The 25,548-nt window shown below is 70.6% G+C and carries 29 protein-coding genes; 12 read left to right on the forward strand and 17 right to left on the reverse strand.

Translation table 11 applies throughout. The annotated features are described in order from the left end of the window. Window positions 1-75: 75 nt before the first annotated feature. Together AC07FT_RS30745 and AC07FT_RS30750 are read left to right on the forward strand one after the other, a co-directional pair. The gene (locus AC07FT_RS30745) at window positions 76-987 is read left to right on the forward strand and encodes an SCO4651 family lipoprotein (RefSeq protein WP_479179239.1); all 912 of its coding nucleotides are present in this window, start codon (window positions 76-78) and stop codon (window positions 985-987) included. 199 nt (window positions 988-1,186) lie between these two features. Continuing rightward, a complete protein-coding gene (locus AC07FT_RS30750) occupies window positions 1,187-1,435 on the forward strand; it encodes a hypothetical protein (protein WP_479179324.1) in 249 nt (82 codons plus the stop codon). 124 nt (window positions 1,436-1,559) lie between these two features. Here AC07FT_RS30750 and AC07FT_RS30755 read toward each other — a convergent pair whose 3' ends face one another. Further along, window positions 1,560-1,964 (reverse strand): metal-sensitive transcriptional regulator, encoded by a 405-nt coding sequence (locus AC07FT_RS30755; RefSeq protein WP_432013959.1) that lies wholly within the window; start codon window positions 1,962-1,964, stop codon window positions 1,560-1,562. Between the two features lie 192 nt (window positions 1,965-2,156). Here AC07FT_RS30755 and AC07FT_RS30760 point away from each other — a divergent pair, with 192 nt between their 5' ends. Continuing rightward, window positions 2,157-2,777: a DUF47 domain-containing protein gene (locus AC07FT_RS30760; protein WP_254750665.1), complete on the forward strand. Its 621-nt coding sequence runs from the start codon at window positions 2,157-2,159 to the stop codon at window positions 2,775-2,777. Window positions 2,778-2,785: 8 nt separating this feature from the next. After that, entirely contained in the window at window positions 2,786-3,784 is a 999-nt protein-coding gene (locus AC07FT_RS30765) for an inorganic phosphate transporter (RefSeq protein WP_471205830.1), read from the forward strand. Window positions 3,785-3,994: 210 nt separating this feature from the next. Here AC07FT_RS30765 and pstB read toward each other — a convergent pair whose 3' ends face one another. From pstB to pstS, 4 genes are all read right to left on the reverse strand, one after another. Beyond that, complete coding sequence (gene pstB, locus AC07FT_RS30770; protein WP_479179241.1) at window positions 3,995-4,771, reverse strand: phosphate ABC transporter ATP-binding protein PstB; 777 nt, start codon at window positions 4,769-4,771, stop codon at window positions 3,995-3,997. Window positions 4,772-4,794: 23 nt separating this feature from the next. Next, window positions 4,795-5,874, reverse strand: coding sequence for a phosphate ABC transporter permease PstA (gene pstA / locus AC07FT_RS30775; protein ID WP_479179243.1), 1,080 nt, complete (start codon window positions 5,872-5,874; stop codon window positions 4,795-4,797). Then, window positions 5,871-6,860, reverse strand: coding sequence for a phosphate ABC transporter permease subunit PstC (pstC, locus tag AC07FT_RS30780; RefSeq protein ID WP_471205827.1), 990 nt, complete (start codon window positions 6,858-6,860; stop codon window positions 5,871-5,873). Before pstC ends, pstA begins: the two co-directional genes overlap by 4 nt. Before the next feature lie 112 nt (window positions 6,861-6,972). Beyond that, window positions 6,973-8,091: a phosphate ABC transporter substrate-binding protein PstS gene (gene pstS, locus AC07FT_RS30785; protein WP_479179245.1), complete on the reverse strand. Its 1,119-nt coding sequence runs from the start codon at window positions 8,089-8,091 to the stop codon at window positions 6,973-6,975. A gap of 604 nt (window positions 8,092-8,695) precedes the next feature. Between pstS and AC07FT_RS30790 the strand changes: the two genes are divergently transcribed. Next, complete coding sequence (locus tag AC07FT_RS30790) at window positions 8,696-9,796, forward strand: C40 family peptidase (protein WP_471205823.1); 1,101 nt, start codon at window positions 8,696-8,698, stop codon at window positions 9,794-9,796. Between the two features lie 7 nt (window positions 9,797-9,803). Here AC07FT_RS30790 and AC07FT_RS30795 read toward each other — a convergent pair whose 3' ends face one another. Continuing rightward, entirely contained in the window at window positions 9,804-10,322 is a 519-nt protein-coding gene (locus AC07FT_RS30795) for an O-acetyl-ADP-ribose deacetylase (RefSeq protein WP_479179246.1), read from the reverse strand. Between the two features lie 236 nt (window positions 10,323-10,558). On the opposite strand from AC07FT_RS30795, the gene AC07FT_RS30800 reads away from it, so the two are divergent. Next, window positions 10,559-11,791, forward strand: coding sequence for a PP2C family protein-serine/threonine phosphatase (locus AC07FT_RS30800; RefSeq protein WP_479179247.1), 1,233 nt, complete (start codon window positions 10,559-10,561; stop codon window positions 11,789-11,791). A 21-nt stretch (window positions 11,792-11,812) separates the two neighbouring features. On the opposite strand, the gene AC07FT_RS30805 is transcribed toward AC07FT_RS30800, so the two are convergent. The 3 genes from AC07FT_RS30805 to AC07FT_RS30815 all read right to left on the reverse strand — a co-directional run bounded on the left by AC07FT_RS30805 (window position 11,813) and on the right by AC07FT_RS30815 (window position 13,336). Continuing rightward, window positions 11,813-12,157 carry a DUF2516 family protein gene (locus tag AC07FT_RS30805; RefSeq protein ID WP_471205818.1) on the reverse strand — a complete coding sequence of 115 codons (345 nt, stop codon included), beginning with the start codon at window positions 12,155-12,157 and terminating at the stop codon, window positions 11,813-11,815. A gap of 133 nt (window positions 12,158-12,290) precedes the next feature. Then, window positions 12,291-12,914 (reverse strand): hypothetical protein, encoded by a 624-nt coding sequence (locus tag AC07FT_RS30810; protein ID WP_471205816.1) that lies wholly within the window; start codon window positions 12,912-12,914, stop codon window positions 12,291-12,293. 17 nt (window positions 12,915-12,931) lie between these two features. After that, window positions 12,932-13,336, reverse strand: coding sequence for a helix-turn-helix domain-containing protein (locus AC07FT_RS30815; RefSeq protein ID WP_432038193.1), 405 nt, complete (start codon window positions 13,334-13,336; stop codon window positions 12,932-12,934). A 139-nt stretch (window positions 13,337-13,475) separates the two neighbouring features. Here AC07FT_RS30815 and AC07FT_RS30820 point away from each other — a divergent pair, with 139 nt between their 5' ends. After that, window positions 13,476-14,363 carry an oxidoreductase gene (locus AC07FT_RS30820; RefSeq protein WP_479179250.1) on the forward strand — a complete coding sequence of 296 codons (888 nt, stop codon included), beginning with the start codon at window positions 13,476-13,478 and terminating at the stop codon, window positions 14,361-14,363. Window positions 14,364-14,440: 77 nt separating this feature from the next. Continuing rightward, complete coding sequence (locus AC07FT_RS30825) at window positions 14,441-14,977, forward strand: GNAT family N-acetyltransferase (protein WP_479179251.1); 537 nt, start codon at window positions 14,441-14,443, stop codon at window positions 14,975-14,977. Window positions 14,978-14,995: 18 nt separating this feature from the next. Here the strand turns inward: AC07FT_RS30825 and AC07FT_RS30830 are convergent, their stop codons facing one another. The 3 genes from AC07FT_RS30830 to AC07FT_RS30840 all read right to left on the reverse strand — a co-directional run bounded on the left by AC07FT_RS30830 (window position 14,996) and on the right by AC07FT_RS30840 (window position 17,667). Next, entirely contained in the window at window positions 14,996-15,874 is an 879-nt protein-coding gene (locus AC07FT_RS30830; RefSeq protein WP_479179253.1) for an SCO4651 family lipoprotein, read from the reverse strand. A 106-nt stretch (window positions 15,875-15,980) separates the two neighbouring features. Then, entirely contained in the window at window positions 15,981-16,751 is a 771-nt protein-coding gene (locus tag AC07FT_RS30835) for an NAD(P)H-dependent oxidoreductase (RefSeq protein WP_479179255.1), read from the reverse strand. A gap of 103 nt (window positions 16,752-16,854) precedes the next feature. Continuing rightward, window positions 16,855-17,667 (reverse strand): TetR/AcrR family transcriptional regulator, encoded by an 813-nt coding sequence (locus tag AC07FT_RS30840; RefSeq protein WP_479179256.1) that lies wholly within the window; start codon window positions 17,665-17,667, stop codon window positions 16,855-16,857. A 67-nt stretch (window positions 17,668-17,734) separates the two neighbouring features. On the opposite strand from AC07FT_RS30840, the gene AC07FT_RS30845 reads away from it, so the two are divergent. Beyond that, window positions 17,735-18,721 (forward strand): ATP-binding cassette domain-containing protein, encoded by a 987-nt coding sequence (locus AC07FT_RS30845; RefSeq protein ID WP_479179257.1) that lies wholly within the window; start codon window positions 17,735-17,737, stop codon window positions 18,719-18,721. Continuing rightward, window positions 18,672-19,457: an ABC transporter permease gene (locus AC07FT_RS30850; RefSeq protein WP_479179259.1), complete on the forward strand. Its 786-nt coding sequence runs from the start codon at window positions 18,672-18,674 to the stop codon at window positions 19,455-19,457. Before AC07FT_RS30845 ends, AC07FT_RS30850 begins: the two co-directional genes overlap by 50 nt. Window positions 19,458-19,512: 55 nt before the next feature. Here AC07FT_RS30850 and AC07FT_RS30855 read toward each other — a convergent pair whose 3' ends face one another. Continuing rightward, a complete protein-coding gene (locus AC07FT_RS30855; protein WP_479179261.1) occupies window positions 19,513-20,139 on the reverse strand; it encodes an NADPH-dependent FMN reductase in 627 nt (208 codons plus the stop codon). A 52-nt stretch (window positions 20,140-20,191) separates the two neighbouring features. Between AC07FT_RS30855 and soxR the strand changes: the two genes are divergently transcribed. Next, complete coding sequence (gene soxR, locus AC07FT_RS30860) at window positions 20,192-20,650, forward strand: redox-sensitive transcriptional activator SoxR (RefSeq protein ID WP_479179263.1); 459 nt, start codon at window positions 20,192-20,194, stop codon at window positions 20,648-20,650. Between the two features lie 34 nt (window positions 20,651-20,684). Here the strand turns inward: soxR and AC07FT_RS30865 are convergent, their stop codons facing one another. Together AC07FT_RS30865 and AC07FT_RS30870 are read right to left on the reverse strand one after the other, a co-directional pair. Beyond that, the gene (locus AC07FT_RS30865; RefSeq protein WP_479179265.1) at window positions 20,685-21,929 is read right to left on the reverse strand and encodes a GNAT family N-acetyltransferase; all 1,245 of its coding nucleotides are present in this window, start codon (window positions 21,927-21,929) and stop codon (window positions 20,685-20,687) included. A 75-nt stretch (window positions 21,930-22,004) separates the two neighbouring features. Continuing rightward, on the reverse strand, window positions 22,005-22,652 hold the full coding sequence (locus AC07FT_RS30870; protein ID WP_479179266.1) for an RsiG family protein: 648 nt from the start codon (window positions 22,650-22,652) through the stop codon (window positions 22,005-22,007). Between the two features lie 146 nt (window positions 22,653-22,798). Here AC07FT_RS30870 and dtd point away from each other — a divergent pair, with 146 nt between their 5' ends. Beyond that, window positions 22,799-23,224 carry a D-aminoacyl-tRNA deacylase gene (gene dtd, locus AC07FT_RS30875; protein WP_254750624.1) on the forward strand — a complete coding sequence of 142 codons (426 nt, stop codon included), beginning with the start codon at window positions 22,799-22,801 and terminating at the stop codon, window positions 23,222-23,224. A 1-nt stretch (window position 23,225) separates the two neighbouring features. Here dtd and AC07FT_RS30880 read toward each other — a convergent pair whose 3' ends face one another. Then, complete coding sequence (locus AC07FT_RS30880; protein ID WP_479179267.1) at window positions 23,226-24,176, reverse strand: carbohydrate ABC transporter permease; 951 nt, start codon at window positions 24,174-24,176, stop codon at window positions 23,226-23,228. After that, the gene (locus AC07FT_RS30885; RefSeq protein WP_479179268.1) at window positions 24,173-25,543 is read right to left on the reverse strand and encodes an ABC transporter permease subunit; all 1,371 of its coding nucleotides are present in this window, start codon (window positions 25,541-25,543) and stop codon (window positions 24,173-24,175) included. Before AC07FT_RS30885 ends, AC07FT_RS30880 begins: the two co-directional genes overlap by 4 nt. Between the last annotated feature and the right edge of the window lie 5 nt (window positions 25,544-25,548).

Raw genomic sequence — 25,548 nt, forward strand, 5'->3', positions numbered from 1 at the left:
GCCGTGACGGGCTGCCCGACCGGATCGTTAAACGAACAAGTACCAAGACGAGCGTGGCCAGGGGGTCGACGGTCGATGGAGTTCCAGCGGCGCGGACTCGGCGTACGGAGACGGGTGAGAGCGGTCGCCGGGGTCGTGGCGAGCGGTCTGCTGGCCGCGCTCCTGGCGACGATCAGCGGCTGTTCCTCCGAGACGGTGGCCGATGAGCGGCCCGGCGGGGTCGCCCCGGACGAGACCGCGGTCGCGGTACTGCACCGGGCGGCGGATGTCCTGGTCCGCGAGGGCAGTTCACGGGTGCGTACGACGATGGAGACGGCCACCGGCGGCACCCGCGTGGCCATCCGCGGCACCGGGGCGTACGACTTCGAGAAGCGGCTGGGGCGGCTGCGGCTGCTGCTGCCGCGGGACGCGATGGGGGCCGCCGAGCATGAGCCGATCACCGAACTCCTCACCTCCGGGGCGCTCTTCATGCGCAATCGCGGTGCGGGGATCCCACCCGATAAATGGGTCCGGGTGGACACCACGGACATCCCGGACGGCAATCTGGTCACCGGCGGCGCGACGGACCCGCTGGCCGCCGCCGAACTGCTGCGCGGGGTCCGGGAGGCGAGCCTGGTGGGGGAGGAGGGGATCGACGGTTCCCTGGTGCGCCACTACCGCGGCACCACCGACATCGGCCGCGCCGCGCGGGCGGCGTCCCCGGCGGCGCGCGGGGCGCTGACCGCCGCGGCCGACGGTTTCGACGACGGCACGGTCCCCTTCGACGCGTATCTCGACGGCCTCGGGCGGCTGCGTGAGGTGCGTCACCGCTTCACCGTGGGTACCCAGGCCAGCGGGCGGGAAGCAACCCGGGCGCGGGGCACCGCCGGTCACGCGGTGGGGGTGTCGTCCACCACCGAGCTGTACGACTTCGGGGTCCCGGCCCGGGTCGAGCTGCCCAAGCCCGCGGATATCTACACAGGGAAGGTCGGATCACCTCAGAAGTAGTCGGAGGGGCCCGCTCTGCCCTTCGAAATGGCCCATCCGTGCCATGCGCGGAGTGTGTACCGATCCCTACGCTGGGAAGCCGCTGCTCGAAAGTGCTCGCAGGTGCTCGCAGGAGGAGGTGAAACACGTGGTTGCGCGTCGCGGCTCGCCAGGCCCGGACCCCGTGGCCCTCGTCGAGATCGATCTCTACGGTGATTTGATGATCGCTGCGTCGAGCGCGGACGAGGACAGGCTCAGTACGGACCGTATCGACGAGGTCCTCCGGGTGGAGGCCGACCGATCACATTCGGCCGACCGTGCGAAGGCCGACCGATCACATCCGGCCGACCGCCGTAAGTCCGACCGCCCCGCGGCCGACCGGCCCGCCGCCGGCCGTCGCACGGCCGACCGGGATCCGGCTCCGGCTGCGAACCGGGATCCGGACGCCGACGATCCCGACGCCGGGTGAGACGACCCGGACGCCAGGTGGAAGACGCCGGGTGAGGGATGTCACCGCCTCGCCGGCGGGCGCGTAGCGCTCCGCCCGGCGGGGGCGCGGTGCGGCCCGCGCCAGGCCGGAAGGGGCGCCGCGGTCAGGTCCGCAGCAGCCGGGCGATGGCCGCTGTGGCCTCCGCCACCTTGGCGTCCACCTCGCTGCCGCCCTCGGGCTCGCCCTGGGCCGCGCTCTCCACGGCCGCGCTGGCGACGCAGTGGCGCAGATGCTCCTCCAGCAGTTGGAGGGCGAAGGACTGGAGCGCCTTGGTGCCGGCCGAGACCTGGGTGAGTATGTCGATGCAGTAGACGTCCTCCTCGACCATCCGCTGCAATCCCCTGACCTGGCCCTCGATCCGGCGGAGTCGCTTGAGGTGCTGGTCCTTCTGCTTGGCGTACCCATGGCCGCCGTGGCCCTCGGGGGCCGGTCCCGACGCCTGGCCGGACGCCTCGCCCCCGGTGCCGCCCTCGAGGGGTGCGCCGGTGTCGGCTGCCGTGGTCGTCATGGCGTCCTCCCGTTGATCACTCTTTGTCCCCATATACCCCCACTGGGTATATGGTACCGGGTTTTTCAGCCGAACCAGGCCCCTGTGAAGAGCACTCTCCCTGATGGGCGACACTGGGAGCGCCGGTTACCGTGGCCGGAAGATGCGCCTAGCATCGTCGAGTCCCCATCCGCCGCATCCCGAGGATCCCCAGTGCGCTTTCGTCTGACCCCCAGGGAGACGAGCTTCTACGACATGTTCGCCGCTTCCGCGGACAACATCGTCACCGGCTCCAAGCTCCTGATGGAACTGCTCGGGGCGGACTCCTCCGCTCGGGCCGAGATCGCCGAGCGGATGAGGGCCGCGGAGCACGCGGGAGACGACGCCACCCACGCGATCTTCCACCAGCTGAACTCCTCCTTCATCACGCCGTTCGACCGCGAGGACATCTACGCCCTCGCGTCGTCCCTCGACGACATCATGGACTTCATGGAGGAGGCCGTCGACCTGGTCGTCCTCTACCAGGTCGATGAGCTGCCCAAGGGTGTCGAGCAGCAGATCGAGGTGCTGGCGCGTGCGGCCGAGCTGACCGCCGAGGCGATGCCGAACCTGCGCACCATGACGAACCTGACCGAGTACTGGATCGAGGTCAACCGGCTGGAGAACCAGGCGGACCAGATCCACCGCAAGCTGCTGGCCCACCTCTTCAACGGCAAGTACGACGCCATGGAGGTGCTCAAGCTCAAGCAGATCGTGGATGTGCTGGAAGAGGCGGCGGACGCCTTCGAGCACGTGGCCAATACGGTCGAGACCATCGCCGTCAAGGAGTCCTGAGCCCCGGCATGGACACCTTCGCGCTTGTCGTGACCATCGCGGTCGCGCTCTTCTTCACCTATACCAACGGCTTCCACGACTCCGCGAACGCCATCGCGACCTCGGTCTCCACCCGGGCGCTGACCCCTCGGGCGGCGCTGGCGATGGCCGCGGTGATGAACCTCGCCGGTGCCTTCCTCGGCAGCGGGGTCGCCAAGACCGTCAGTGAGGGGCTGATCGCCACCCCGACGGGCAAACAGGGCATGATGATCTTGTTCGCCGGTCTGGTGGGCGCGATCACCTGGAACATGGTGACCTGGTACTTCGGGCTGCCGTCCTCGTCCTCGCACGCACTGTTCGGCGGTCTGGTGGGCGCGGCGCTCGCCGGTGCCAGCACGGTCCACTGGGACGGTGTGCTCGAGAAGGTCGTCATCCCGATGGTGATCTCGCCGATCGTCGGCCTGGTGCTGGGCTACTTCGTGATGGTGATCATCCTCTGGATGTTCCGCAACTCCAACCCGCACAAGGCCAAGCGCGGCTTCCGGATAGCGCAGACCGTCTCGGCGGCGGGCATGGCGCTGGGTCACGGTCTCCAGGACGCCCAGAAGACCATGGGTGTGGTGGTGATGGCCCTGGTCATCGCCGGTGTCGAGGACCAGGGTGACCCGATTCCGGTGTGGGTGAAGATCGCCTGTGCCGCGATGCTCTCGCTGGGCACCTACGCGGGCGGCTGGCGCATCATGCGCACCCTGGGCCGCCGGATCATCGAGCTGGATCCGCCGCAGGGGTTCGCGGCCGAGACCACGGCCGCCTCCGTCATGTACTCCGCGTCGTTCATGTTCCACGCACCGATCTCCACCACCCATGTGATCACCTCGGCGATCATGGGTGTGGGCGCCACCAAGCGGGTCAGCGCGGTGCGCTGGGGCGTCGCGAAGAACATCATCCTCGGCTGGTTCATCACCATGCCCGCGGCCGCCGGTGTGGCGGCGGGCAGCTACTGGATCGTGAACCTGGCCTTCGGCTGACGGCCACCCCCTCGCGGCCCGCGGCGGCGTTCTCCACGCCCCGCGGGCTTCGCCATGCACAGGACCCGTGCGCAGGAGGCCCGTACGCAGCGGGCCCCTGGACAGGAGGCCCGCCCCCGGGAGCCAGGGGCGGGCCTTTCGTCGTGCGGTGGCACCGCCATGCAGCACCGCAGGACGCCTCCTCCTCGCCGGATCGCGAGGGGTCGTGGGTCAGCCGAAGCGGCCCGAGATGTAGTCCTCGGTCGCCTGCACCGACGGGTTGGAGAAGATCCGCTCGGTCTCGTCGATCTCGATGAGCTTGCCGGGCTGGCCGACGCCCGCCAGGTTGAAGAAGGCCGTGCGGTCCGAGACGCGCGCCGCCTGCTGCATGTTGTGCGTCACGATGACGATCGTGAAGCGCTCCTTGAGCTCACCGATCAGGTCCTCGATGGCGAGGGTGGAGATCGGGTCCAGCGCCGAGCAGGGCTCGTCCATCAGCAGCACATCGGGCTCGACCGCGATGGCGCGCGCGATGCACAGCCGCTGCTGCTGACCGCCGGAGAGCCCGGCGCCCGGCTTGTTCAGCCGGTCCTTGACCTCGTTCCAGAGGTTGGCGCCCTTCAGGGACCGCTCGACGACACTCTCCAGCTCGCTCTTCTTGTACGAGCCGTTGAGCTTCAGCCCGGCCGCGACGTTCTCGAAGATGGACATCGTCGGGAACGGGTTGGGGCGCTGGAAGACCATGCCGACGGTGCGCCGCACGGAGACCGGGTCGACACCGGAGCCGTAGAGGTTCTCGTCGTCGAGCATCACCTTGCCCTCCACCCGGCCGCCGGGGGTCACCTCGTGCATCCGGTTCAGGGTGCGCAGGAAGGTGGACTTGCCGCAGCCGGAGGGACCGATGAAGGCGGTCACCGAGCGGGGCTCGACGGTCATCGAGATGTCCTCGATGGCCTTGTGGTTTCCGTAGTAGGCGGAGAGGCCGCCGACGTCGATGCGCTTGGCCATGTGAATCACTTCTCTTCTTGGCCTCAGCGGCCGGTCTTCGGGGCCTTCCAGCGGGCGATGCCGCGGGCGACCAGGTTCAGGATCATGACGAAGGCGATGAGGACGAGCGCCGCGGCCCAGGCCCGGTCGAAGGAGGCCTCGTTGCCCAGCTGCCACTGTTCGTAGATGTAGTAGGGCAGCGAGGACTGGGCACCGTCGAACGGGTTGTTGTTGATCCCGGCGGCGCCGAAGACCAGCAGGACGATGGGCGCGGACTCACCCGCGACACGGGCGACGGCGAGCATCACACCCGTGGTGATCCCGCCGACGGCGGTGGGCAGCACCACCTTGAGGATGGTGCGCCACTTGGGCACGCCGAGCGCGAGCGAAGCCTCACGCAGCTCGTTCGGGACCAGCTTGAGCATCTCCTCGGTCGAGCGCACGACCACCGGCATCATCAGGATGGCCAGGGCCATCGCACCGGCGAACCCGGAGTAGCTGAAGCCCAGGATGATGATCCAGAAGCTGAGGATGAACAGACCGGCGACGATCGAGGGGATGCCGGTCATGACGTCGACGAAGAACGTCACGGCCTTGGCCAGCCGCCCGCGGCCGTACTCCACCAGGTAGATGGCGGTCAGCAGACCGATCGGGGCGGCGATGAGGGTGGCGATGCCGACCTGCTCCAGGGTGCCGATGATCGCGTGGTACGCGCCACCGCCGGGCAGGATCGTCTGCACGCCCTCCATGGAGTGGCCCAGGAAGTAGCCGTCGAGCACGGTGCGGCCGCGGTCCACGGTCTCCCAGATCAGGGAGACCAGCGGGACGACGGCGAGGATGAAGCAGACCCACACCAGGCTGGTGGCCAGCCGGTCCTTGGCCTGGCGGCTGCCTTCGACGGCGGCGGCGAGGCCGTAGGTGCCCAGGATGAACAGCGCGGCCGCGATCAGGCCCCACTGGAGGGTGTTGCCGAGACCGGCGGCGGTGCCGATGCCCGCGCCCGCCGCGGCCGAGACCACGACCAGGGCCGGCGGCACCCAGCGGGGCAGCCGGGCCTGACGGAGGGACGAGGTGCCCGCGGGGGCGCCGCCCGTCTCGTTCTTGGTGATCGTCGCGTTGCTCATGCCGCGGCCCCCGAGTACTCCTTGCGCCGGGCGATGATCATCCGCGCGGCACCGTTCACCAGCAGGGTGATGACGAACAGCACCAGACCGGAGGCGATCAGCGCGTCACGGCCGTTGTCGTTCGCCTCCTTGAAGTGGCTGGCGATGTTCTGGGCGAAGGTGCCGCCGCCCGGGTCCAGCAGGCTGGCGTCGATCAGATAGCTGGGGGACAGCACGGTGGCGACCGCCATGGTCTCGCCCAGCGCGCGGCCCAGGCCCAGCATGGAGGCGCTGATGATGCCGGAGCGGCCGAAGGGGAGGACCGACATGCGGACGACTTCCCAGCGGGTGGCACCGAGGGCCAGCGCGGCTTCCTCGTGCATCTTCGGAACCTGCCGGAACACCTCGCGGCTCACGCTGGTGACGATCGGCAGGATCATGATCGCCAGCAGGATGCCGACGGTGAACAGGGAGCGCGCGGCGCCGCCCTGGTAGCTGAAGATCCCGGTCCAGCCCAGGTACTCGTCGAGCCAGGTGTACAGCCCGGTCAGATGCGGGACCAGGAAGAGCGCGCCCCACAGGCCGTAGACGATGCTGGGGACGGCGGCGAGCAGATCGATGACGTACGCCACCGGGGCCGCCAGCCGGCGCGGGGCGTAGTGCGAGATGAACAGCGCGATGCCGACCGCGACCGGGACCGCGATGACCATCGCGATGACCGAGCTGATGACCGTGCCGTAGGCGAGGACGGCGATACCGAACCGCATCGGCTCGGTGCCGGTGTTCCACTCGAAGGCGGTGAGGAAGTTGGCCTCGTCCTTGGAGATCGCGATGACGGCGCGGTAGGAGAGGAAGGCCGCGATGGCGGCCATGATCACCAGCAGGATGATTCCGGAGCCCCGGGAGAGGCCGAGGAAGATCTTGTCACCGGCGCGGCCCGTGGAGCGGGTCTTGAACCGGGGTGGTGACCCGGCGGGCGTGTGTGTGGGTTCTATGTCCGTTTTCATGGGTTCTCCGGTCTGCGGAGCCGATCGGGACCGGCTCCTGCGTGCGGCGGTGCACCGGACGATGCGGCCGGCCCCGCCGCGCGTTCACGCGGTGGAGCCGGCCGCTTTCGGGTCAGGAGAGGCTCTTGACGCTCTCGCGGACCTTCGTGGCGATCTCGGTCGGGAGCGGGGCGTAGCCGAGCTCCTTGAGGGAGGTCTGGCCGTCCTCGCTGGCGACGTAGTTCAGGAAGGACTTGGTCGGGGCGAGGGTGCCGGGCTTGTTGCCCTTGTCGCAGGCGATCTCGTAGGTGACCAGGGTGATCGGGTAGGCGCCGTCGGCCTTGGTGTCGTACGCCAGGTCCAGGGCCAGGTCCTTGCCGGTGCCCTTGACCTTGGCCTCGGAGATGGCCTTGGAGGCGTTGTCGACGGTGGCCTGGACCGGGGCGGAGGCGCCGGTGTCCAGGTCGACGGTCTTGATGCTGTTGGCGGTCGCGTAGGACAGCTCGAAGTAGCTGATCGCGCCGGAGACCTGCTTCACCTGGGAGGAGACACCGGAGGAGCCGTCGGCCGACTGGCCGCCCTTGCCCTCCCACGCCTTGCCCGGCTCGTGCGGCCACGCCTTCGGGGCGGCGGCCTTGAGGTACTTGGTGAAGTTGTCGGTGGTGCCCGACTCGTCGGAGCGGTGGAACGCCTGGATCTTCAGGCTCGGCAGCTTGGCGTCCTTGTTGAGCGCCTTGATCGCCGGGTCGTCCCACTTGGTGATCTTCGAGTCGAAGATCTCGGCGAGGGTCTTGGCGTCCAGGACCAGCTTGTCCACGCCCGGGACGTTGAAGCCGACCGCGATCGGGCCGCCGACCATCGGCAGGTCGATGCCCTGGCCGCCGTCGCAGACCTTCTTGGAGTTCGCGATCTCATCGGGCTTCAGGGCCGAGTCGGAACCGGCGAACGCGGTCTTGCCCTGGAGGAACTCCTGGATGCCCGCACCGGAGCCGGTGGCCTTGTAGTTGATCTTGGTGTCCTCGCAGGCGGCACCATAGTTCTTGATCCACAGGTCCATGGCGTTCTTCTGCGCCGAGGAGCCGGAGGCCAGCAGCTGGCCCTTGCCATCGCACTTGATGTTGCCGGCCTTGGTGTCGCTGCCACCGCCGTTGTTGTCGTCCGAGCCGCAGGCGGTGAGGACGAGGGCGCTGGAGACGGCGAGGGCACCGGCGGCGACGGCGCGAAGCCGGTTCTTGCGCTGAAGCTGCTTCACTTTCGGGAGTTCCTTCCAGTTGCCGCCGGTGGGGACGGCGCGCGAGACGGATGAGGCGCACTGTGGAGCGGCGCTTGTCGGGGTCGAGCCGGATTTCAGCCCCGGCTCTCTCCCAGTAGGGCCGAAATTAGGCAGAACAGGTGAAGCGACCTCAGGGGGTGAGTTAACGCATGGTGAACCTCGGCCGTCAGGGTGGTGGCCAGGTCACGGCCAGGTCACGGCGCGGTCGCGGGCCGGACCGCCGCCCTCCCGGGTGCTCCGTCCCCCACCCGCGGACCGTGCGCACCGCCCCGGGCCTGGGCATATCGCTTCCGCACGGCCGCCGGACGGGGGAGCCGGGGCCGCCGCGGCATCCTGGCGCCCCCGTCCTGCCGCCGCCCGGCGCCCGTGCGGCGTCCGGGTGACAGCCGTATGACTTCCCGAATGAACGCCCGCGGTGTCCCGGATCCGGCGACGGCGAGGACAACTCCCGCGTGTCTCTGTCGGATTGCGGTACGGCATGCCACTATCCGTCCCTACGTGCCGGTACGTCAGGTCTGGTACGCGATACCCACGGCTGCGCGTACGGCCTCGGCAGGCGACAGCGGATGAGAGGAGACGGCGCGTGAGGCGGGACGGGAGAGGGCGGGGTGCGAGCGCCGCCGCGGCCACGGCGCTCGTATGCGCGCTGGGGGTGACGGCGGTCCCCGAATCGGCGTACGCGGTACCGGACGATCCGGCGCCACGGCCGGACGCGGGCGGCCCGGGCGGTTCGGAGGGCTCCGGCGACACGAGCCTGGAGGGTGTCCGCTCGGAGATCGACGCCCTGTACCGCAAGGCCGAGAAGGCCACCGACGCCTACAACCTCGCGCGGGAGCGCCAGACCCGCCAGGAGAAGGCGATCGTGAAGATCGCGCGGGCCGTGGTGAAGGCGCAGAAGGAGATGTCCGGACTGCGCAAACGGGCCGGGGCGATGGCCCGTGCCCAGTACCGCGGCGGCGGGATGCCCGCCGAGGCGCGGCTGCTCCTCAACGACGACCCCAGCGACTTCCTCAACGGCGTCACCCTCGCCCGCAAGGGCCAGCAGGCCACCCACGGGCTGATGAGCAGGCTGGAGCGCACCCAGGCCGCGCTCGACCGCTACGCCGCGTCCGCCTCCCGGGAGTGGGAGCGGCTGGACGGGAGCCGGAAGAAGAAGGCGGCGGCGAAGCGGCAGATCACGGCGAAGCTGGCGAAGGCGCAGCGGCTGGAGTCCCGGCTGGAGAAGAAGGAGCGGGAGCGGCTGCGGCGGCTGGAGGAGGACAAGGCCCGCGCCTCCCAGGCGAAGTGGCTGGACACCGGGATACTGCGGGAACTCGGCGCGGGCGCGACCGCGACGGGCAAGCGGGCGGTGTCCTTCGCCTCGGCCCAGATCGGCAAGAACTACGTCTGGGGCGCGGTGGGTCCGGACGCCTACGACTGCTCGGGGCTGACGCAGCGGGCCTGGGCGGTGGCCGGGCGGTCGATCCCGCGGACCTCGCAGGAGCAGTGGCGGCTGCTGCCGAAGGTGGGCATCGGGAACATGCGCCCGGGTGACCTGATCATCTACTACCCGGACGCCAGTCACGTCGGGATGTACGTGGGGAACGGCGCGATGGTGCACGCCCCGCGCCCCGGCCGCCAGGTGACCGTGGCGGGGGCGGGGTCCATGCCGATCCTGGGCGTCGTCCGTCCGGGCGGGGCGTAGCCGGCGCTCAGTCGCGCTGCCGCAGGGCAGCCTCGAAGGCGTCGTAGGCGGGCTGGTCGAACAGGACGAAACGGACCTCGCTGACCGAGGTGTCCGCCGCGCGGACCGTCTCCACCGCGATCCGCGCCGCGTCGTCCAGCGGCCAGCGGTAGACGCCGGTGGAGACGGCAGGGAAGGCGACCGTTCCGGCGCCGAGCTCGTCCGCGACGCGCAGCGACTCCCGGAAGCAGGAGGCGAGGGTCTCGGAGCGGTCCTCGCTCGCGGAGTGCACCGGGCCGACGGTGTGGATCACCCAGCGGGCGGGCAGCCGTCCGGCCGTGGTGGCGACGGCCTGGCCCGCCGGGAGCCCCTTGCCGTAGTGGGAGGCGCGCAGTTTGCGGCATTCATCCAAGATGTCTGATCCGCCCCGGCGGTGGATGGCGCCGTCCACCCCGCCCCCGCCCAGCAGGGACGAATTGGCCGCGTTCACCACGGCATCGGTGTTCTGTTGAGTGATATCGCCCAGAACCAGCGTGATGTTCGTCATTCCGCGATTCTCCCGTTGTCTGCCAAGTGCCGCAGGACGTGGGGCATATGACAAAAGTCGATGCCTGAAGGTCATTCCGTAGAGCCGCGCCCTAGCGCTAAGGTCGCCTGGCAGTATCCGGCACCCACGCCTGTGAAACCTCTGAAACCGACTAGTCGGTGTGCGTGCCGGGGAATGTGCGGACCGCCGGTCGGTGGCGGGCGCCGCGCCCTCGGGGGGAGGGAAGGAATCGAGCGATGTCCGTACCCGTGCCGAGGCAACGGGAGGCGCTGGCCACTGAGGCCCGCCCTGCCCCGCTGCCCGACAGCGGGCTCACCCTGCTGGTGATCGAGGACGATCCGTCCGGTGCCTTCACCGTCCCCGAAATGCTGGACACCGAGGGCAATCGGGTCCGTATCCGCACGGCCCGCAACCTCACCGAGGCCACCCGGCTGCTCACCGACGGTGTGCAGTGCATCCTCCTCGACCTGGCCCTGCCCGGCCCGGAGCGCGAGGCGGCGGACGCGCTGGACACCCTGCGCGCGGTGCTCAAGCTGGCGCCCTCGCACGCCGTCCTGGTGCTGACAGCCGAGGACGACGCCGAACGCGCCGCCGAGGCGGTGCGGGTGGGCGCCCAGGACTTCCTCTTCCGCGATGAGCTGGACGGCCGTGTCCTCAGCCGCGCCATCCGCTACGCCGTGGAGCGAAAACGCTCCGACCTCGCCCAGCGCCAGCTGACCGAGTCCCGGCTGCGCGCCCAGGAGAACGCCCGGCTGGAGCGCGGACTGCTCCCCACTCCGCTGTTGCAGGACTCGGGGCTGCGGTTCGCCGCCCGCTACCGGCCCGGCCGCAGCCGTGCCCTGCTCGGCGGCGACTTCTACGACACCGTGCGCACCGCCGACGGCACGGTCCACGCGATGATCGGCGACGTCTGCGGCCACGGCCCGGACGAGGCCGCCCTCGGGGTGGAGCTGCGTATCGCCTGGCGCGCGCTGACCTTCGCCGGACTCTGCGGTGACCAGCTGCTGGGCACCCTCCAGCAGGTCCTGGAGAACGAGCGGCCGGACGACGAGATCTTCGCGACCCTGTGCACCGTGGACATCGCCCCGGACGGGCGGCGGGCCGGGGTCTGTCTGGCCGGGCACCCGTCACCGCTGGTGATCCGGCCCGGAATGGCGCCCCGGCTGCTGCCGACCGATGAGAACGGCCCGGCGCTGGGGCTGCTGCCGAACGCCCGCTGGCCGCGCCGGGAGATCCAGCTCGGCGGCGCCTGGAGCCTGATGATGTACACCGACGGGCTGATCGAGGGCCGGGTCGGACCGGGCGTGCAGCGGCTCGGGCAGGAGGGGATGGTCGAGATCGTCGCCCGCCAGCTCGGGGAGGGGCGGCGCGGTGAGGAGCTGCTCGACGCGACCGTCACCGAGGTGCGGACGCTCAACGGCGGGGAGTTGACCGACGACCTCGCGGTACTGCTGCTCGACCGCGGCTGACGCCCACCGCCCCGGTCGTTCCTACCGCCCGTTGAACGGGCCGTACGGGCCGTCGGAGCTGGAGCCGCGGCCCCGGTTCCAGCGGCCGCCGCCCCCGGAGGCCTGACGCAGCGCGGGCCGGACGTCCACGATGTACACGATCGTCGCGATCAGCCCGATGATCGGCAGGAAGCTCAGGATGCCCATGAAGAAGTTCACCGCGGCCGCGAGGCCGAGGATGATCAGCCAGAAGGGCTTGGTCTGCTTGTCCGCGGCCCGGTAGGCGTCCTCCCGGCGGAACGCGGAGTCGACGAAGGCGAACAGGCTGAACAGCAGCAGGCCCCAGGAGACCCAGTACAGCAACTCACCGAAACCTTGCACCAGCACGCTGTCCACCGCCTAGAAGAGATGAAGGGGAGCGTCTCTCGGGCCACCGTACCCGCTGGGAGGGCCGGGCACGCAGGGCGAGCCCGCCCCTCCCAGCGAGGACACGAGGGGGTCCCGAGGGGATCCCGGTGGGTCAGCCGGCCGACTTCGGGTCGGTCTTCTTGCCGGTGGCGGGCTTGCGCGCCGGGGCCTTCTTGGCCGGGGCGCTCTGCCCGGCGGGCTTGGCCGCGGGCTTCGGGGCCTCCTTGGAGGGGTCCACCGTGACCGACCGCGACGGGGTCGTGGACTGGGCCGCGGCCGTGGTGGGCCGGCCGTCCTTGGGCTCGATCGCGCTGGCGATGTCCACGACCTCGTCGGCCGCCTCACCGCGCCAGGTCTTCACGACCTCCTGGCCGTGCTCGGCCACCTCGTCGTAGCGCTCCCGCGCCTTGACGGCGAACTCGGCGGCCCGGCCGACGCCCTGGAGGGCGAGGTCCTGGGCGGTGTCCCGCAGCCGCTTGAGGTCGGTGTCCAGCGAACCGAGCATCTCGGTCAGCTTGTCCTGCGCCTCTTTCGCCTGCTGGCTGACCCGGTCCTGGACGGACTTCGGGTCGGTGTTGCGCACCGCGTTGAAACGCTCGGGGGCCTCGGCGACGATCTTCTCGACCAGCGACGGCACCTCCTTGAGCTTCTGCGCGGCGAGGTCCGCCGTGCCCGCCACGAAGTACAGCGGGGTCGGGTCGGTGAGGGTCTTGCGTACGTCGTCGGTGATGGCCATCTGCTGGTCCTCCCGGATCAGGTCGAGGGTGGGGTGACGTCGGCGTCCGCGGCGGGGGTGCCGGCCGAGGCGGTCGGGTGTCCGTTCTCCTTGCGGAAGGACTCGTAGATCTGGAGCAGCACCGCCTTCTGCCGCTCGTTGATCGAGGGGTCGGCGAGTATCACGCTGCGCACCTCCGCCTCCTCCCGATCGCGCTCGTCGAGGATCCCCGCCTGTACGTACAGGGTCTCGGCGGATATCCGCAGCGCCTTCGCCAGCTGCTGGAGGATCTCGGCGCTCGGCTTGCGCAGCCCGCGCTCGATCTGGCTCAGGTACGGATTGGACACCCCGGCGGCGTCGGCCAGCTGCCGCAGCGAGAGCTGCGCACTGCGGCGCTGCTCCCGCAGGAACTCGCCGAGATTGCCGACGTTCAGTGATGCCATGCCTCGATGCTGCCCCATGAGTGCTAACTATTGCAAGCAAGTGCTTGCAATAGTGGTGTGTGCCACGCGGCGACCGGGTGACGGGCCGGACAGTGGACCTGATCTTGTGATGTGCCCGGAAACCTGCGCATGCTGCCCCATGACCTCACCTTCTTCCGCACTCACATCGACTTCGGCATCGGCATCGGGCACCTTCGCGCTGGGCGGGGAGACCGCCGTGCCCCGGCTGGGCTTCGGGGCGATGCAGCTGCCCGGCCGGTGGACACGCGTGGTCGAGCGGGACACGGCGGTCGCGGTGGCGCGGCGGGCCGTGGACCTGGGCGTGCGCTTCATCGACACCGCGGCGTTCTACTTCTCGCCCCGTGCACGGGCCAACGACATCCTGCGCGAGGCGCTGCACCCCTATCCGGCGGACCTCACCATCGCCACCAAGATCGGCCCGCTGCGGGACGCCGACGGGGAGATGTACGCGGAGGCGACCGCCGGGCAGATCCGGGAGCTGGTGGAGGAGAACCTCGCCCAACTCGGCGTGGACAGTCTGGATCTGGTGTCCCTGCGGGTGGGCAGGCTCGGAGCGGTGGGCGGGGTGTCCATCGGTGAGCGGTTCGAGGCGCTGGCCGCGCTGCGGGAGGAGGGCCTGGTCCGGCATCTCGGACTGAGCAATGTGAGTGCGGAGCAGCTGGCCGAGGCATGTGCCGTCGCGCCGGTCGCGGCGGTGCAGAACCGGTTCGGGGTGCTCGGCCAGGAGGACGCCGCGCTGGTCGACCGGTGCGCGGCCGACGGGATCGCCTATATGCCGTTCTTCGCGCTCGGCGGGGGGCACTCCGCGCTGGAGGGGGAGGGGCTGCGGACGGTCGCGGAGCGGCACGGCGCCACCGAGCACCAGATCGCGCTGGCGTGGGGGCTGGCCCGTTCGTCCTCGGTGGTGCAGATCCCCGGCACCGCCTCGCCGGTCCACCTGGAGCAGAACGTGGCGGCGGCGCGGCTGGTCCTCGACGAGGAGGACATGGCGCTCCTCACCGTGTGAGGAGGCGTTGTCGTACCCCCGTGGTCGAATGTGAGCCGGGGGACGGCGGCCGGACGAGGCGTGCGGGAGGCGGACGGATGGCGGAGACGACGGACGGGGACCGGCTGGTGGTGCGGCTCGAGCCGTGGGAGGACGATCCGTCCTTCCTGGAGCTGCTGCGCCGCGCCAACACCCCGGAGATGACGCGTCACCTGGGCGGGCCGGAGAGCGAGGAGAAGGTGCTCGACCGGCACCGCCGCTACGCGGGGATGCGTGACGGGAGCCGGGGGCGGATGTACCGGATGGTGCTGCCGGACGGGGCGGCGGCCGGGGCCATCGGCTTCTGGGAGAAGGAGTGGCGGGGCGCCATGGTGTACGAGACCGGCTGGGCCGTGCTCCCCGAGTGCCAGGGCCGGGGCGTCGCGGCCGCGGCGGCCCGGCTGGTGGCCGGGGCCGCCGCGGCGGAGAAGTCCCACCGCCGGCTGCACGCCTTTCCCTCGCTGGGGCATCCGGCGTCCAACGCGGTGTGCCGCAAGGCGGGGTTCACCCTGCTCGGCGTCTGCGACTTCGAGTATCCGGCGGGGAATCCGATCCGGTGCAACGACTGGCGGCTGGAGCTCGTCGACCGGATGTGAGGGGCGGCCGCCTCCTCGTCAGCCCTGGGCTCCCTCGGAGGGATCGGCCAGGTCCTGGGTCTCGCTCGCGGGTGGCGCCTTCACCGTGACCGGCTTGTTGATGTCCACGAAGGTGATCGTGGTGTCCAGCGGCCCCTTGTCGCCCTTGCCGCGCATCCGGAACCGCTTGGTGTGGTGCTCCCCGTCGATCCACATGTCCATGGAGAGCCGTTCGACCCCGACCTCGTCGAACTGCTTGAGGCTCTTCTCCCGGCGCTCGCGGGTCTTGGCGTCCTCGCCCTTCAGGCTCTCGCGCATCTGGTCGACGGTGACCGTGCCCCGGTAGTGGGTGGTGCTGACGCCGTCGATGGTCTCCTTGCCGACGCGCTTCACGTTGTCGGAGTCGGAGAGGAAGGTGGATTCGGCGGCCGGGTTCTTGTCCACCTGGCCGGAGAACGGGGCGGCGGACCGGTCACCGGAGCCGCCCCCGCCCAGGGCGGCGAGGTCGAACTTGATCCAGCGCTTGCCCTCCATCTCGGGCGCGGAGGACTTGTCCGCGCCCATGTACATCACCTTGTCGATGACCCGCATCTCGAACGAGGCGTCGGCGCCCTGGTCCAGGGCGCGGATCTTCATGCGCATCGCCTGGGGCTCGAAGGAGATCGCGCCCTCGCCCGCGACCCGGCCGTCCTCCGGGGTGCGGCCGGTCATCCGGTAGCTGAGCGAGGTCAGCTTCTCGGTGTTCCTGGCCGCCGCCTTCACGGCCGCCGCCGCTGACATCTCCGGTGTGTCCGCCGTCTTGTCACCGGCCTTCTCACTGCCGCAGCCCACCACGCCCGCGCACAGCAGCGCGGCGGTGAGCAGCGCCCCCGCCGCCCTGGTGCGTCTGGTGGTTCCGGTGTGTACGACCGTGCCCAACTACCCCACCCCTTGTTATGACCATCTGATCATTTCCGATCGATGTCGGGACATTAGCCTATGGAGGGAGTCAGGAGCGATCGGATTTGATGCTCGACCCTGTGTCTCAACCCCGTGCGTAGTGCACGGCGAGTCCGGAGCGGCCCGGCAGCAGATCGGACCGCAGCACCAGCCGCTCGTCGTAGTCCCCGCCGTTCTGGCGGCGGAACGGCAGCGGCTCGGCGGTGGGCAGTGTGCGCAGCCGCTCCCGCAGGTCTCGGGCGCTCTCCCGGTACGCCTCCGGGGCCAACCGGTCCGCGCCGTAGACGACATGGGGCGGCAGAACGGACATCCCGCTGTACCAGAGGGTGCCGTGCTGGAGCGGGAAGAGCAGCTGGTCGACATCGCCGTTGATACCGCGCGGGCCCATGGACTCCTCGGGCGCCCCGGCGGTCAGCACCACCATGGCCCGCTTCCCGGACAGCGCGCCGTCGCCGTAGCGCAGGGTGCGGCCGTCGGGCCCGGTCACCCCGTAGGCGAACCCCTTGACGAAGACGCGGTCGAACCAGCCCTTGAGGATCGCGGGCATGCCGTACCACCACAGCGGAAACTGGATCACCAGCGCGTCGGACCAGGCCAGCTTCTCCTGCTCGGCGCGGATGTCGTCGCTCAGCGTGCCCTCGGCGTAGGCGCGTCGGGAGGTGGCTCCGACGATGAGCCGCCGCTCGCCGTCATGGCGGAAGTCGCCGACGTCGACGACGGGGTTCCAGCGCATCGCGTAGAGGTCGGACTGCCGGGTGTCATGGCCGAATTCCCGCAGGGTGCGCAGTCCCTCGTCACGCAGGGCGCCGCTGAGCGAGCGCGGTTCGGGATGGGCGAATATCCACAGCACGTTCATGCCGTCCATGGTGGGAAACCGGCACGGCGGCAACGAGTGGCCAGATGGACAGCAAGTGCAAGAATCTGGCCATGGCCGACGGTCGCATATGCCGCCGCCGGGCTCAGCCGCGCGGGGTGACCAGGGCCTCCACCCCGTCGAGGATGCGGTCCAGGCCGAAGATGAACTCATCGTCCGGACCGCCCGGGGTGTACAGCTCCCCGGCCCGCAGCGCCGCGGTCACCGCGGGGTAGCGCTCGGCGTCGGTCAGTCTCTCCAGCAGCCGGGCCCATGCCGCCATCGACTGCTCGGGGCTGTTGCCGGAGCGCCGGGCGGCGTCCTGGAGATCGGCCGCGAGCCGTACCTCATTGCGGACGAACCCGCTGACCAGCATGAGGATCGAGATCTTCGCGCCCTCGCCGAGCCCGGTGTCGCGCAGACAGGCGAGCCCGTGCTCCATCCAGGCCACCGAGTTGGGGGTACAGGGCGGAGTGCTGATCGGGATCCGTACCGCCCACGGGTTGCGGATCAGTGCCGCGCGCAGCGCCCAGGCCCAGCCGTTCATCCCGGTCCGCCAGTGCTCGTCGGCGCCGGGGCCGGACGGCGCGGGGCCGTAGGCCGCGTCCTCCATCAGCAGCAGCAGTTCGTCCTTGGCCGAGACATAGCGGTACAGCGACATGGTGGAGACGCCGAGCTCCGCCGCGACCCGGCTCATGGAGACCGCGCCGAGGCCGTCCGCCGCGGCCAGTTTCACGGCGGCGTCGACGATCCGGGGCAGGGTCAGCCCGGGGCGGGGCCCCTTGGCGGGGCGCTCCCGCAGCCCCCAGGCGGCCTCGATGCTGGTCGGCAGGCCGGTGCCGCCGTTCGCCTCCGTGGCCATGGCCTTGAGGACCTCCGTCCGTCTCGTCCGCCGGTCTTCCTCGCGGTTGACTGCCATCCTAAGAACTGTGTATACCCTACGCAGTAGTGTGTATGGCATACGCAGAAGAAGGAGCGGGGGAGCCATGACCGATGAACCGGCCATCGAGGCGCGGGGCCTGGAGAAGTCCTACGGGGCGGTGCGCGTCCTCGGGGGTGTCGATCTGAGCGTCGCGCGCGGCAGCGTCTTCGCCCTGCTCGGCCCGAACGGGGCGGGCAAGACCACGACCGTGCGCATCCTGGCCACCCTCACCACCCCCGACGCCGGGCGTGCCCGGGTCGCGGGCTTCGATGTGGTCGCCGAACGCCGCCGGGTGCGCCGCGCCATCAGCCTCACCGGCCAGTACGCGGCGGTCGACGAGGCCCAGACCGGTGCGGAGAACCTGTGGATGATGGGGCGGCTGACCCGGCTCGGCCGGGCCGACGCCCGCCGCCGCGCCCAGGAGCTGCTGGAGCGGTTCGACCTCGCCGACGCCGGACGCCGTGCCGTCGGCACCTACTCCGGAGGGATGCGCCGCCGTCTCGATCTCGCGGCCGGTCTGGTCGGCCGCCCCGAGGTCATCTTCCTGGACGAGCCCACGACCGGGCTGGACCCGCGCAGCCGCCAGGCCATGTGGGAGGTGGTCAAAGGGCTGGTGGGGGAGGGGGTGACGGTCTTCCTCACCACCCAGTACCTGGAGGAGGCCGATCAACTCGCCGACCGGATCGCCGTGGTGGACGGCGGCCGGGTGGTGGCAGAGGGGACCTCCGCCCAGCTCAAGGAACGGGTCGCCGGACAGCGGCTGGACCTGGTGCTCGACGGTGCCGACGCGTTCGCCGAGACCGCGCGCCTCCTGGGCGCCCGGCTGGTGTGGAGCGACGCCGACCGGCTCACCCTCGGCGTCGCCACCGACGGCAGCGCCGCCCATGTCCGCGGACTGCTCGACGAGATCGACCCCGGACGCCGCGCGGTGGACCGCTTCACCGTGCGCGGCGCCACCCTCGACGACGTCTTCCTGGCCCTGACCGGGCACGGCGCCGCCCATGACACCACCCCCGGCCCCGCCGGAGACAAGGAGTCCACCCGTGTCTGACGCGATCGTCCTCACCGGCCGGGCCATCCGGCTGAGCAGGCGCAATCTCGACGCGGTGCTCACCGCGATGCTGCTGCCCGTGATGCTGATGCTGGTCTTCGTCTACTTCTTCGGCGGGGCCATCGACACCGGTACGGAGTACGTCACCTATGTGGTCCCCGGGGTGATGCTGCTGTGCGCGGGCTTCGGCTCGGCCAACACCGCGGTCACCGTCACCCACGACATGACGGGCGGCATCATCGACCGCTTCCGCTCGCTGGACATCGGCGGCACCGCGATCGTGGCGGGCCATGTGGCCGCGAGCGTGCTGCGCAACGCCGTCGCGACCGCCATCGTCTTCGGGGTCGCCTTCCTGATCGGCTTCCGGCCGGCCGCGGGTCCGCTGGAGTGGCTGGCGGTGGCGGGGATCCTGCTGCTGTTCATCCTCGCCATCTCCTGGCTGTCGGCCTGTTTCGGGCTGATCGCCAGATCGCCGGAGGCGGCGGGTGGATTCACCTTCCTGATGATGTTCCTGCCCTATCCCAGCAGCGCGTTCGTCCCCATCGACACCATGCCCGGCTGGCTGCACGGCTTCGCGCGGCACCAGCCCGTCACCCCGCTGATCGAGACCCTCCGGGCGCTGCTGCTGGACCGGCCGGCCGGGGACAGCGCCTGGCAGGCCCTGGTCTGGAGCGGCTCCATCCTGGCGGTGGCGGTCGCCCTGTCCGGGGTGCTCTTCCGGCGCCGTACGGCATGAGGGCGCGGCCGGTGGGGCGCGCGGGGCGTCCCACCGGCCGGGCCGCTGCGCGGGATCAGCTGCCGTAGGGGCTGGTCTCGCGGGCGGTGCGCAGGGCGCGGCCCCACCAGTGGAGCTGGTCGAGCATGGTGGTGGCCGCCTTGTCCGCGGCGGCGGAGTCCGTCAGCCGCCCCTCGGGGCCGAACAGGTCCCAGGCGTTGTGGAAGCTGACCGAGTCGCGCACGGTGACCGCGTGGACCTCGGCGAAGACCGGCCGGAGATGTTCGACCGCACGCAGCCCGCCGGAGATCCCGCCGTAGGAGACGAAGCCGACCGGCTTGGCCCGCCACTGGCTGTAGTGCCAGTCGATCGCGTTCTTCAGGGCGGCCGGGTAGCTGTGGTTGTACTCGGGGGTGATCACGGCAAACGCGTCGGCCGCGTCCAGCCGCGGGCTCACCGCATCGAGGGCCCGGCTCTCCTCGGGACCGGGGGTGTGGGTGAGGTCGAAGGGCAGCGGGGTGTCGGCCAGGTCGATCACCTCGACGTTCATGTCGTCCCGGAGCGCGGCGCGCTCGGTGAACCACCGCGCGACCTTCGGCCCGAAGCGTCCTTGGCGGGTGCTGCCCACGACGACGGCGAGGCGGAGCGGAGCGGTGCCGGTGGTGCTGCTGGAAGCGGTGGAGACCGCGGTCTGTGAGGTCATGGGAAGAGCCTCGGACTTAAACTTAAGTTGAAGTCAAGCTACTCTCGGCGGTATGACGCAACTGACCTGGAAGACTCATGAGCTCACGGTCGGCGATCTCTCCCGGCGCAGCGGGGTCCCGGCCTCGGCGCTGCGCTTCTACGAGCGCGAGGGGCTGATCCACAGCCGCCGTACCAGCGGCAACCAGCGCCGCTACACCCGTGACACACTGCGCCGCGTCGCCTTCGTCCGCTCCTCGCAGCGGGTCGGCATCCCGCTGGCCCGGATCCGGGAGGTGCTCGCGCTCTTCCCCGAGGACCATGTGCTCAGCAAGGAGGACTGGGCCCGGATCTCGGAGTGCTGGCGCGCGGATCTCTCCGAGCGCATCGAGCAGTTGGAGAACCTGCGCGACCACCTCACCGACTGCATCGGCTGTGGCTGTCTGTCGATCGACACATGCGCGCTGGCCAACCCCTACGACCAGTTGGCCGAGCACGGCTCGGGTCCGCACCGGTACCTCAAGTCAACCTGATCCCACAGGAGTCGACCCTGCTCCCGGGGGTGCCTCAGAAGATGTCGGGGCACCAGGGGCGGCGGCCCGTCCGCAGCAGCCGCTCCGCCAGCGCCATCGCGCCCGCGCGCTCCTCGGCCACCCGGCCCAGCGCAGCCAGCCGTACCGCCGACTCATCACCCAGCCACAGGGTGCCCAACTCGGCGATGTCCATGGTCAGATCGGCGGTGCGGGTGGTCGGCACACAGGTGGCGCCGTCCGGTCCCGCCTCCAGCGCGAAGCGTCCGCCCGCGAGCCCGGCCCGGTCGTGCAGCTCGAGGACGAGCGAGCCCTCGGCCGGGTAGCCGCGGGAGGTCAGCAGCCGGGGTACGTCCAGCGGGCGCAGCCACAGGAAGTCGGCGTGGGTGGTGACCCGCGCGGCGCGCGGATCGCCGAGCAGCAGCGGCAGCAGGTCGTCCGGGGCGCGCAGCCCGGTGTCGACGTAGGTGATCCAGTCGATGGACAACAGGAAGTGCCACAGGGCGCGTTCGGCGGCCGGGGTGACCGCGATCAGATCGCGGACGGTCGCGGTGTTCTGCGGCCACTTGCCCTCCCAGCGGTCATCGGCGGAGTAGACGAGCAATCCCTCCACGGTGCCCTCGGCGGACCGGTACACCGCGTAGAACGGTTCCTTCCAGGGGTGGCCCGGGGAGGGATGGAGGCCGGTGTTGAGCCGCCACCAGAACGCGGACCGGTCGATCACACCGTGCGCCCCGGCGCGCAGCCGCTCGTGCAGCGCGGGGCCGAGCTCCCGCACCTCGTCACCGTCGGCGAAGTCGACCCGGCCGCCGTCCGCGGGCCCGGCGTACCGCGGGTCCAGACCTGCCCGCGCCACATCCACCCGCCATGCGCTGACCCAGGTGGCCGTGCCGAAGCCGTAGCGTCCGTAGATCGGGTACTCGGCGGCGATCAGGCTGGCCACCGCCTCGCCGCGGTCCTTGGCCGCCCGCAGGTCGCGGTCCATCATCCGGCTGAGCAGACCGCGGCGGCGATGGGTGGGGGAGACGGTCACATTGCTGATCGCGCCGGCCGGTACCTCGGTGCCGCCGACCGCCGTCAGCCGCTGCGCGAAGCTGCGGAAGGTGGCGACACAGCGGCCCCCGTCGTACACCCCCTGCACCCGGTCCAGATCCACCTGTGACCGGCGCAAGTCCACCTCCTCCTCCGACACCTCCGGCGGCCGGAGGAAGCCGGTGTTGAGCCCACGGCTCCAGGAGGTCAGATCGGTGTCGGCGAGCGGGGTGCGGATCTCGATGGCCATGGGGGCACGCTAGGCGCGCGTCTTTCCCGGGCGCACGCGGATTTTCCCGCCCCCGTCGCCGCCCGGGACCCGTGCCTAGCCGAGCAGGTCGTCCACCTGTGCTTCTCCCTCGCGGTACCGGCGGGCGATCTCCGCACTGCAGCCGTCGGCGGTGCGCTGGAGCTCCTGCCGGCGCCGGGAGACCTGCTGCTCGTACCCGACCAGGCGGCCCATCGCGCCGTGCAGTTCCTCATCGGTCCGGGCCCCCGGATCGGACAGGCCGACCTCGGCGAGCATCTCCTCGGCCAGCCGCTCGTACTCCGCGCTCCGCGGGGTTCCGAGCGTCACATGGCGGGCTGAGGAGCGGTGCCGGGACGGGACATCCGCGAGGATCTTCGGCAGCAGCTCCACCAGGGCCGCGGGCGGGGCATCCGGCACCACCGTGGGTGCCGGATCTCTGCGGCGATCCAGTTCGGCGCGGAGGATGTCGATCCGTCCCTGCAACAGCCTGCGCACATAGCTGAGATCCGCCTCCTCGAGCTGCGCGGTGCGGCGCAGCGTCCGCAGCTCGGGCAGCCGCAGCCCGGACAGGCTCTGTCCCGCGGCCCCGGTGTCGGCGGCGTTGGCGGCGGCGTTCGTGGTCAGCGCCACGGAGTCGGCCAGGCGGCCGCCGCGCTGGCTCGGCGGCCGTGGCGGCAGCAGGCCCTCGGTGGCCGTGTGCTGCTCGGTGCCCGGTGTGATCATTTCTGTCCGTCCCCTCCAGCGGTGCGTCGTTCCCGCAGTTCCTGCCCACCTGCACCGCCTGCACGCATCGTGCCACCGTGGGTGCACCCTGTGCAGCGGCTCTCCACCCGTTCGGCCCCGGATGGACGCACGGCATGATGGTCCCCATGCGTGCTGTGGTACAGAGAGTGAACGGGGCGAGCGTCGTCGTGGACGGCGAGACGGTCGGGGAGGTCGTCGGTCCGGGGCTGTGCGTCCTGGTGGGGGTGACCCATGACGACACCCCCGAGAAGGCGGCCCAGCTGGCCCGCAAACTGTGGTCGGTGCGGATCCTGGAGGACGAGAAGTCCTGCTCGGACCTGGCCGCCCCGCTGCTGGTGATCAGCCAGTTCACGCTCTACGGCGACGCCCGCAAGGGCCGCCGCCCCACCTGGAACGCGGCGGCGCCGGGTGAGGTGGCCGAACCGCTGGTGGACGAGGTCGTGGCGCGGCTGCGGGAGCTGGGCGCGACGGTGGAAACGGGCCGGTTCGGAGCGGACATGAAGGTCACGCTCACGAACGACGGCCCGTTCACGGTGATCGTCGAGGTCTGAGCTACTTCACCGACCCCGCCATGACGCCCTGGACGAAGTGCTTCTGGAAGGCGAAGAACACCACCAGCGGCACGATCAGGGAGAGGAAGGCGCCCGGCGCCAGCACCCCGATGTTGCTGCCGAACTGCCGGGTCTGGGTCTGCAGCGCCACGGTCAGCGGCTGCGACTCGTTGTCGGCGAAGATCAGCGAGACCAGCATGTCGTTCCAGACCCACAGGAACTGGAAGATGGTCAGACTGGCGATGGCCGGGCGGCCCAGCGGCAGCACCAGCCGGGTGAAGATCCGCCACTCGGTGCCGCCGTCCATCCGGGCCGCCTCCAGCATCTCCCGGGGAATCTCCGCGAAGTAGTTGCGGAGCAGGAAGATGGCGAACGGCAGTCCGTAGGCGACGTGGAAGAGCACCACACCGGGGATCGTGCCGAACAGCCCGAGTGAGCCGAACAGCTTGGACACCGGCAGCAGTCCGATCTGCACCGGCACCACCAGCATCGCCACGACCACCAGGAAGACCCAGTCCCGGCCGGGGAAGTCCAGCCAGGCGAAGGCGTATCCGGCCAGCGCGGCGATCACCACGACCAGCACGGTGGCGGGGACGGAGATCGCCACCGTGTTCCAGAACGCCTGGACCATGTCGGACTGCTTCAGCAGTTCCTGGTAGTTGTCGAAGGAGAGCGAACCGGGGCTGGTGAACGCCTTCCACCAGCCGGAGGTGGAGTTGTCCTCCTCCGAACGCAGCGAGGACATGAAGAGCCCGGCCGCCGGGGTGAGCCAGATCAGCCCGATCAGCAGCAGGAACGCCTGGATGAGTCCGTTGCTGAGCTTCTTGGCCAGCCAGGCGGCCGGCCCCCGCCCGGCCCGGTGGGGAGCGGGGGACGTCTTCGCGGGCGTCGCCGTGGCCGGGGCGGCCGCGGACGCGCCGGGTTCCCGCCCGGCGGTGTCGGAGAGGGTCATGACTGGCTCCTGCGGAAGCGACGGATGTTGAGGGCCATGGCGGGGACCACCAGCAGCAGCAGCAGAACGCCGAGCGCGCTGCCGAGACCCTGGTTGTTGCCGCCGCCGAAGGAGACCAGCCACATCCGTGTGGCCAGTACGCTCGCGTCCTGCTGCACCGGCCCCGGCGCGATGATGTAGACGAGGTCGAAGACCTTCATCACATTGATCACCGTGGTTACGAAGACCACGCCCAGCACCGGGCTGAGCAGCGGGACGGTGATCTTCCGGAAGATCTGCCACTCATTGGCGCCGTCCATCCGGGCCGCCTCCAGGGCGTCACGCGGCAGCGAGGCGAGCCCCGCGCCGATGAGCACCATCGAGAAGCCGGTCCAGATCCACAGATAGGCGCCGATGATCGCTGGGGTGATCAGCGAGGGGCCCAGCCAGGAGATCCCCTGGTACGCCTCGGCGAAGTCCTTCTGGGGCAGCTGCAGGTGGTAGTCGCCGGACGGCAGGTCCTCGAAGCGGTACGTACCGTCGTTCCCGGTGGTGGCGGTGGCGACGACCTCGCCGCCCTTCACCGCCTCCACGGCGAGCCCCGGCAGTCCGCGTTCGGTGGGGTCGACGCGGCCCGGCTTGCCACCGCCGCCGAGGGTGAAGTCGATGAAGACCACACCGCGCAGTTCGCCCTTGGCCGCGGGGGCCGAGGACGCCGCGGCGGCGGGCTTGGCCGCCTTGGGAATGTCCTTGGGCGGTACGCCGACCAGACCGAGGTTGGCCGTGTCACCGGGGGAGACGGCCTTCGCCGTGCGGTACGAACCGTCCTTCTGCGCCGGGATCGTCCGCGGGTTCTGGGGGTGGGCCGTCGGATAGCCCTCGGTGTCCCCGGAGAAGGCGTCGTGGACGCCGACGGTCATCGCGTTGAGCACACCGCGGTCGGGGTCCGCCTCGTAGGCGACGCGGAAGATGATGCCCGCGGCGAGGAAGGAGATCGCCATCGGCATGAACATCAGCAGCTTGAAGGCGGTCGCCCAGCGGATCTTCTCGGAGAGCACCGCGAGGATCAGACCGAGCCCGGTGAGCAGGACCGGGGCCACGATGACCCAGATCGCGCTGTTGCGGATCGCCTTCGTCGTCGCCGGGTCCTGGAACATCTCGGTGTAGTTGTCGGCACCGACGAAGGTGTCGCCCGAGGCGTCGAAGAAGCTGCGCCCGACCGAGAACAGGATGGGATAGGCGACCAGGGAGCCCAGCAGGAGCAGCGCGGGCAGCAGGAAGCCCAGCGAGATCAGCTTCCTGCGGCGGGCCGCGCGGCTCCGGGGCGTGGGCCCGGACGGGGTGCTGCCCGCGTTCGCGGGCAGCACCTTGCGGACAGTGGCAGACATGACGG

This window comes from Streptomyces sp. NPDC045899 (genome assembly GCF_056431485.1).

Excerpts from the sequence above, each read along its gene's own strand:
- AC07FT_RS30795 (WP_479179246.1), bottom strand. The coding sequence starts at position 10,322 with ATGACGAACATCACGCTGGTTCTGGGCGATATCACTCAACAGAACACC.
- AC07FT_RS30870 (WP_479179266.1), bottom strand. The coding sequence starts at position 22,652 with ATGATCACACCGGGCACCGAGCAGCACACGGCCACCGAGGGCCTGCTG.
- pstB (WP_479179241.1), bottom strand. The coding sequence starts at position 4,771 with ATGGCCAAGCGCATCGACGTCGGCGGCCTCTCCGCCTACTACGGAAAC.
- AC07FT_RS30800 (WP_479179247.1), top strand. The coding sequence starts at position 10,559 with ATGTCCGTACCCGTGCCGAGGCAACGGGAGGCGCTGGCCACTGAGGCC.
- AC07FT_RS30885 (WP_479179268.1), bottom strand. The coding sequence starts at position 25,543 with ATGTCTGCCACTGTCCGCAAGGTGCTGCCCGCGAACGCGGGCAGCACC.
- AC07FT_RS30855 (WP_479179261.1), bottom strand. The coding sequence starts at position 20,139 with ATGACCTCACAGACCGCGGTCTCCACCGCTTCCAGCAGCACCACCGGC.
- dtd (WP_254750624.1), top strand. The coding sequence starts at position 22,799 with ATGCGTGCTGTGGTACAGAGAGTGAACGGGGCGAGCGTCGTCGTGGAC.
- pstA (WP_479179243.1), bottom strand. The coding sequence starts at position 5,874 with ATGAGCAACGCGACGATCACCAAGAACGAGACGGGCGGCGCCCCCGCG.
- pstC (WP_471205827.1), bottom strand. The coding sequence starts at position 6,860 with ATGAAAACGGACATAGAACCCACACACACGCCCGCCGGGTCACCACCC.
- AC07FT_RS30765 (WP_471205830.1), top strand. The coding sequence starts at position 2,786 with ATGGACACCTTCGCGCTTGTCGTGACCATCGCGGTCGCGCTCTTCTTC.
- AC07FT_RS30755 (WP_432013959.1), bottom strand. The coding sequence starts at position 1,964 with ATGACGACCACGGCAGCCGACACCGGCGCACCCCTCGAGGGCGGCACC.
- AC07FT_RS30745 (WP_479179239.1), top strand. The coding sequence starts at position 76 with ATGGAGTTCCAGCGGCGCGGACTCGGCGTACGGAGACGGGTGAGAGCG.
- soxR (WP_479179263.1), top strand. The coding sequence starts at position 20,192 with ATGACGCAACTGACCTGGAAGACTCATGAGCTCACGGTCGGCGATCTC.
- AC07FT_RS30880 (WP_479179267.1), bottom strand. The coding sequence starts at position 24,176 with ATGACCCTCTCCGACACCGCCGGGCGGGAACCCGGCGCGTCCGCGGCC.
- AC07FT_RS30825 (WP_479179251.1), top strand. The coding sequence starts at position 14,441 with ATGGCGGAGACGACGGACGGGGACCGGCTGGTGGTGCGGCTCGAGCCG.
- AC07FT_RS30810 (WP_471205816.1), bottom strand. The coding sequence starts at position 12,914 with ATGGCCATCACCGACGACGTACGCAAGACCCTCACCGACCCGACCCCG.
- AC07FT_RS30750 (WP_479179324.1), top strand. The coding sequence starts at position 1,187 with ATGATCGCTGCGTCGAGCGCGGACGAGGACAGGCTCAGTACGGACCGT.
- AC07FT_RS30815 (WP_432038193.1), bottom strand. The coding sequence starts at position 13,336 with ATGGCATCACTGAACGTCGGCAATCTCGGCGAGTTCCTGCGGGAGCAG.
- AC07FT_RS30820 (WP_479179250.1), top strand. The coding sequence starts at position 13,476 with ATGACCTCACCTTCTTCCGCACTCACATCGACTTCGGCATCGGCATCG.
- AC07FT_RS30835 (WP_479179255.1), bottom strand. The coding sequence starts at position 16,751 with ATGAACGTGCTGTGGATATTCGCCCATCCCGAACCGCGCTCGCTCAGC.
- AC07FT_RS30865 (WP_479179265.1), bottom strand. The coding sequence starts at position 21,929 with ATGGCCATCGAGATCCGCACCCCGCTCGCCGACACCGATCTGACCTCC.
- AC07FT_RS30840 (WP_479179256.1), bottom strand. The coding sequence starts at position 17,667 with ATGGCAGTCAACCGCGAGGAAGACCGGCGGACGAGACGGACGGAGGTC.
- AC07FT_RS30845 (WP_479179257.1), top strand. The coding sequence starts at position 17,735 with ATGACCGATGAACCGGCCATCGAGGCGCGGGGCCTGGAGAAGTCCTAC.
- AC07FT_RS30850 (WP_479179259.1), top strand. The coding sequence starts at position 18,672 with ATGACACCACCCCCGGCCCCGCCGGAGACAAGGAGTCCACCCGTGTCT.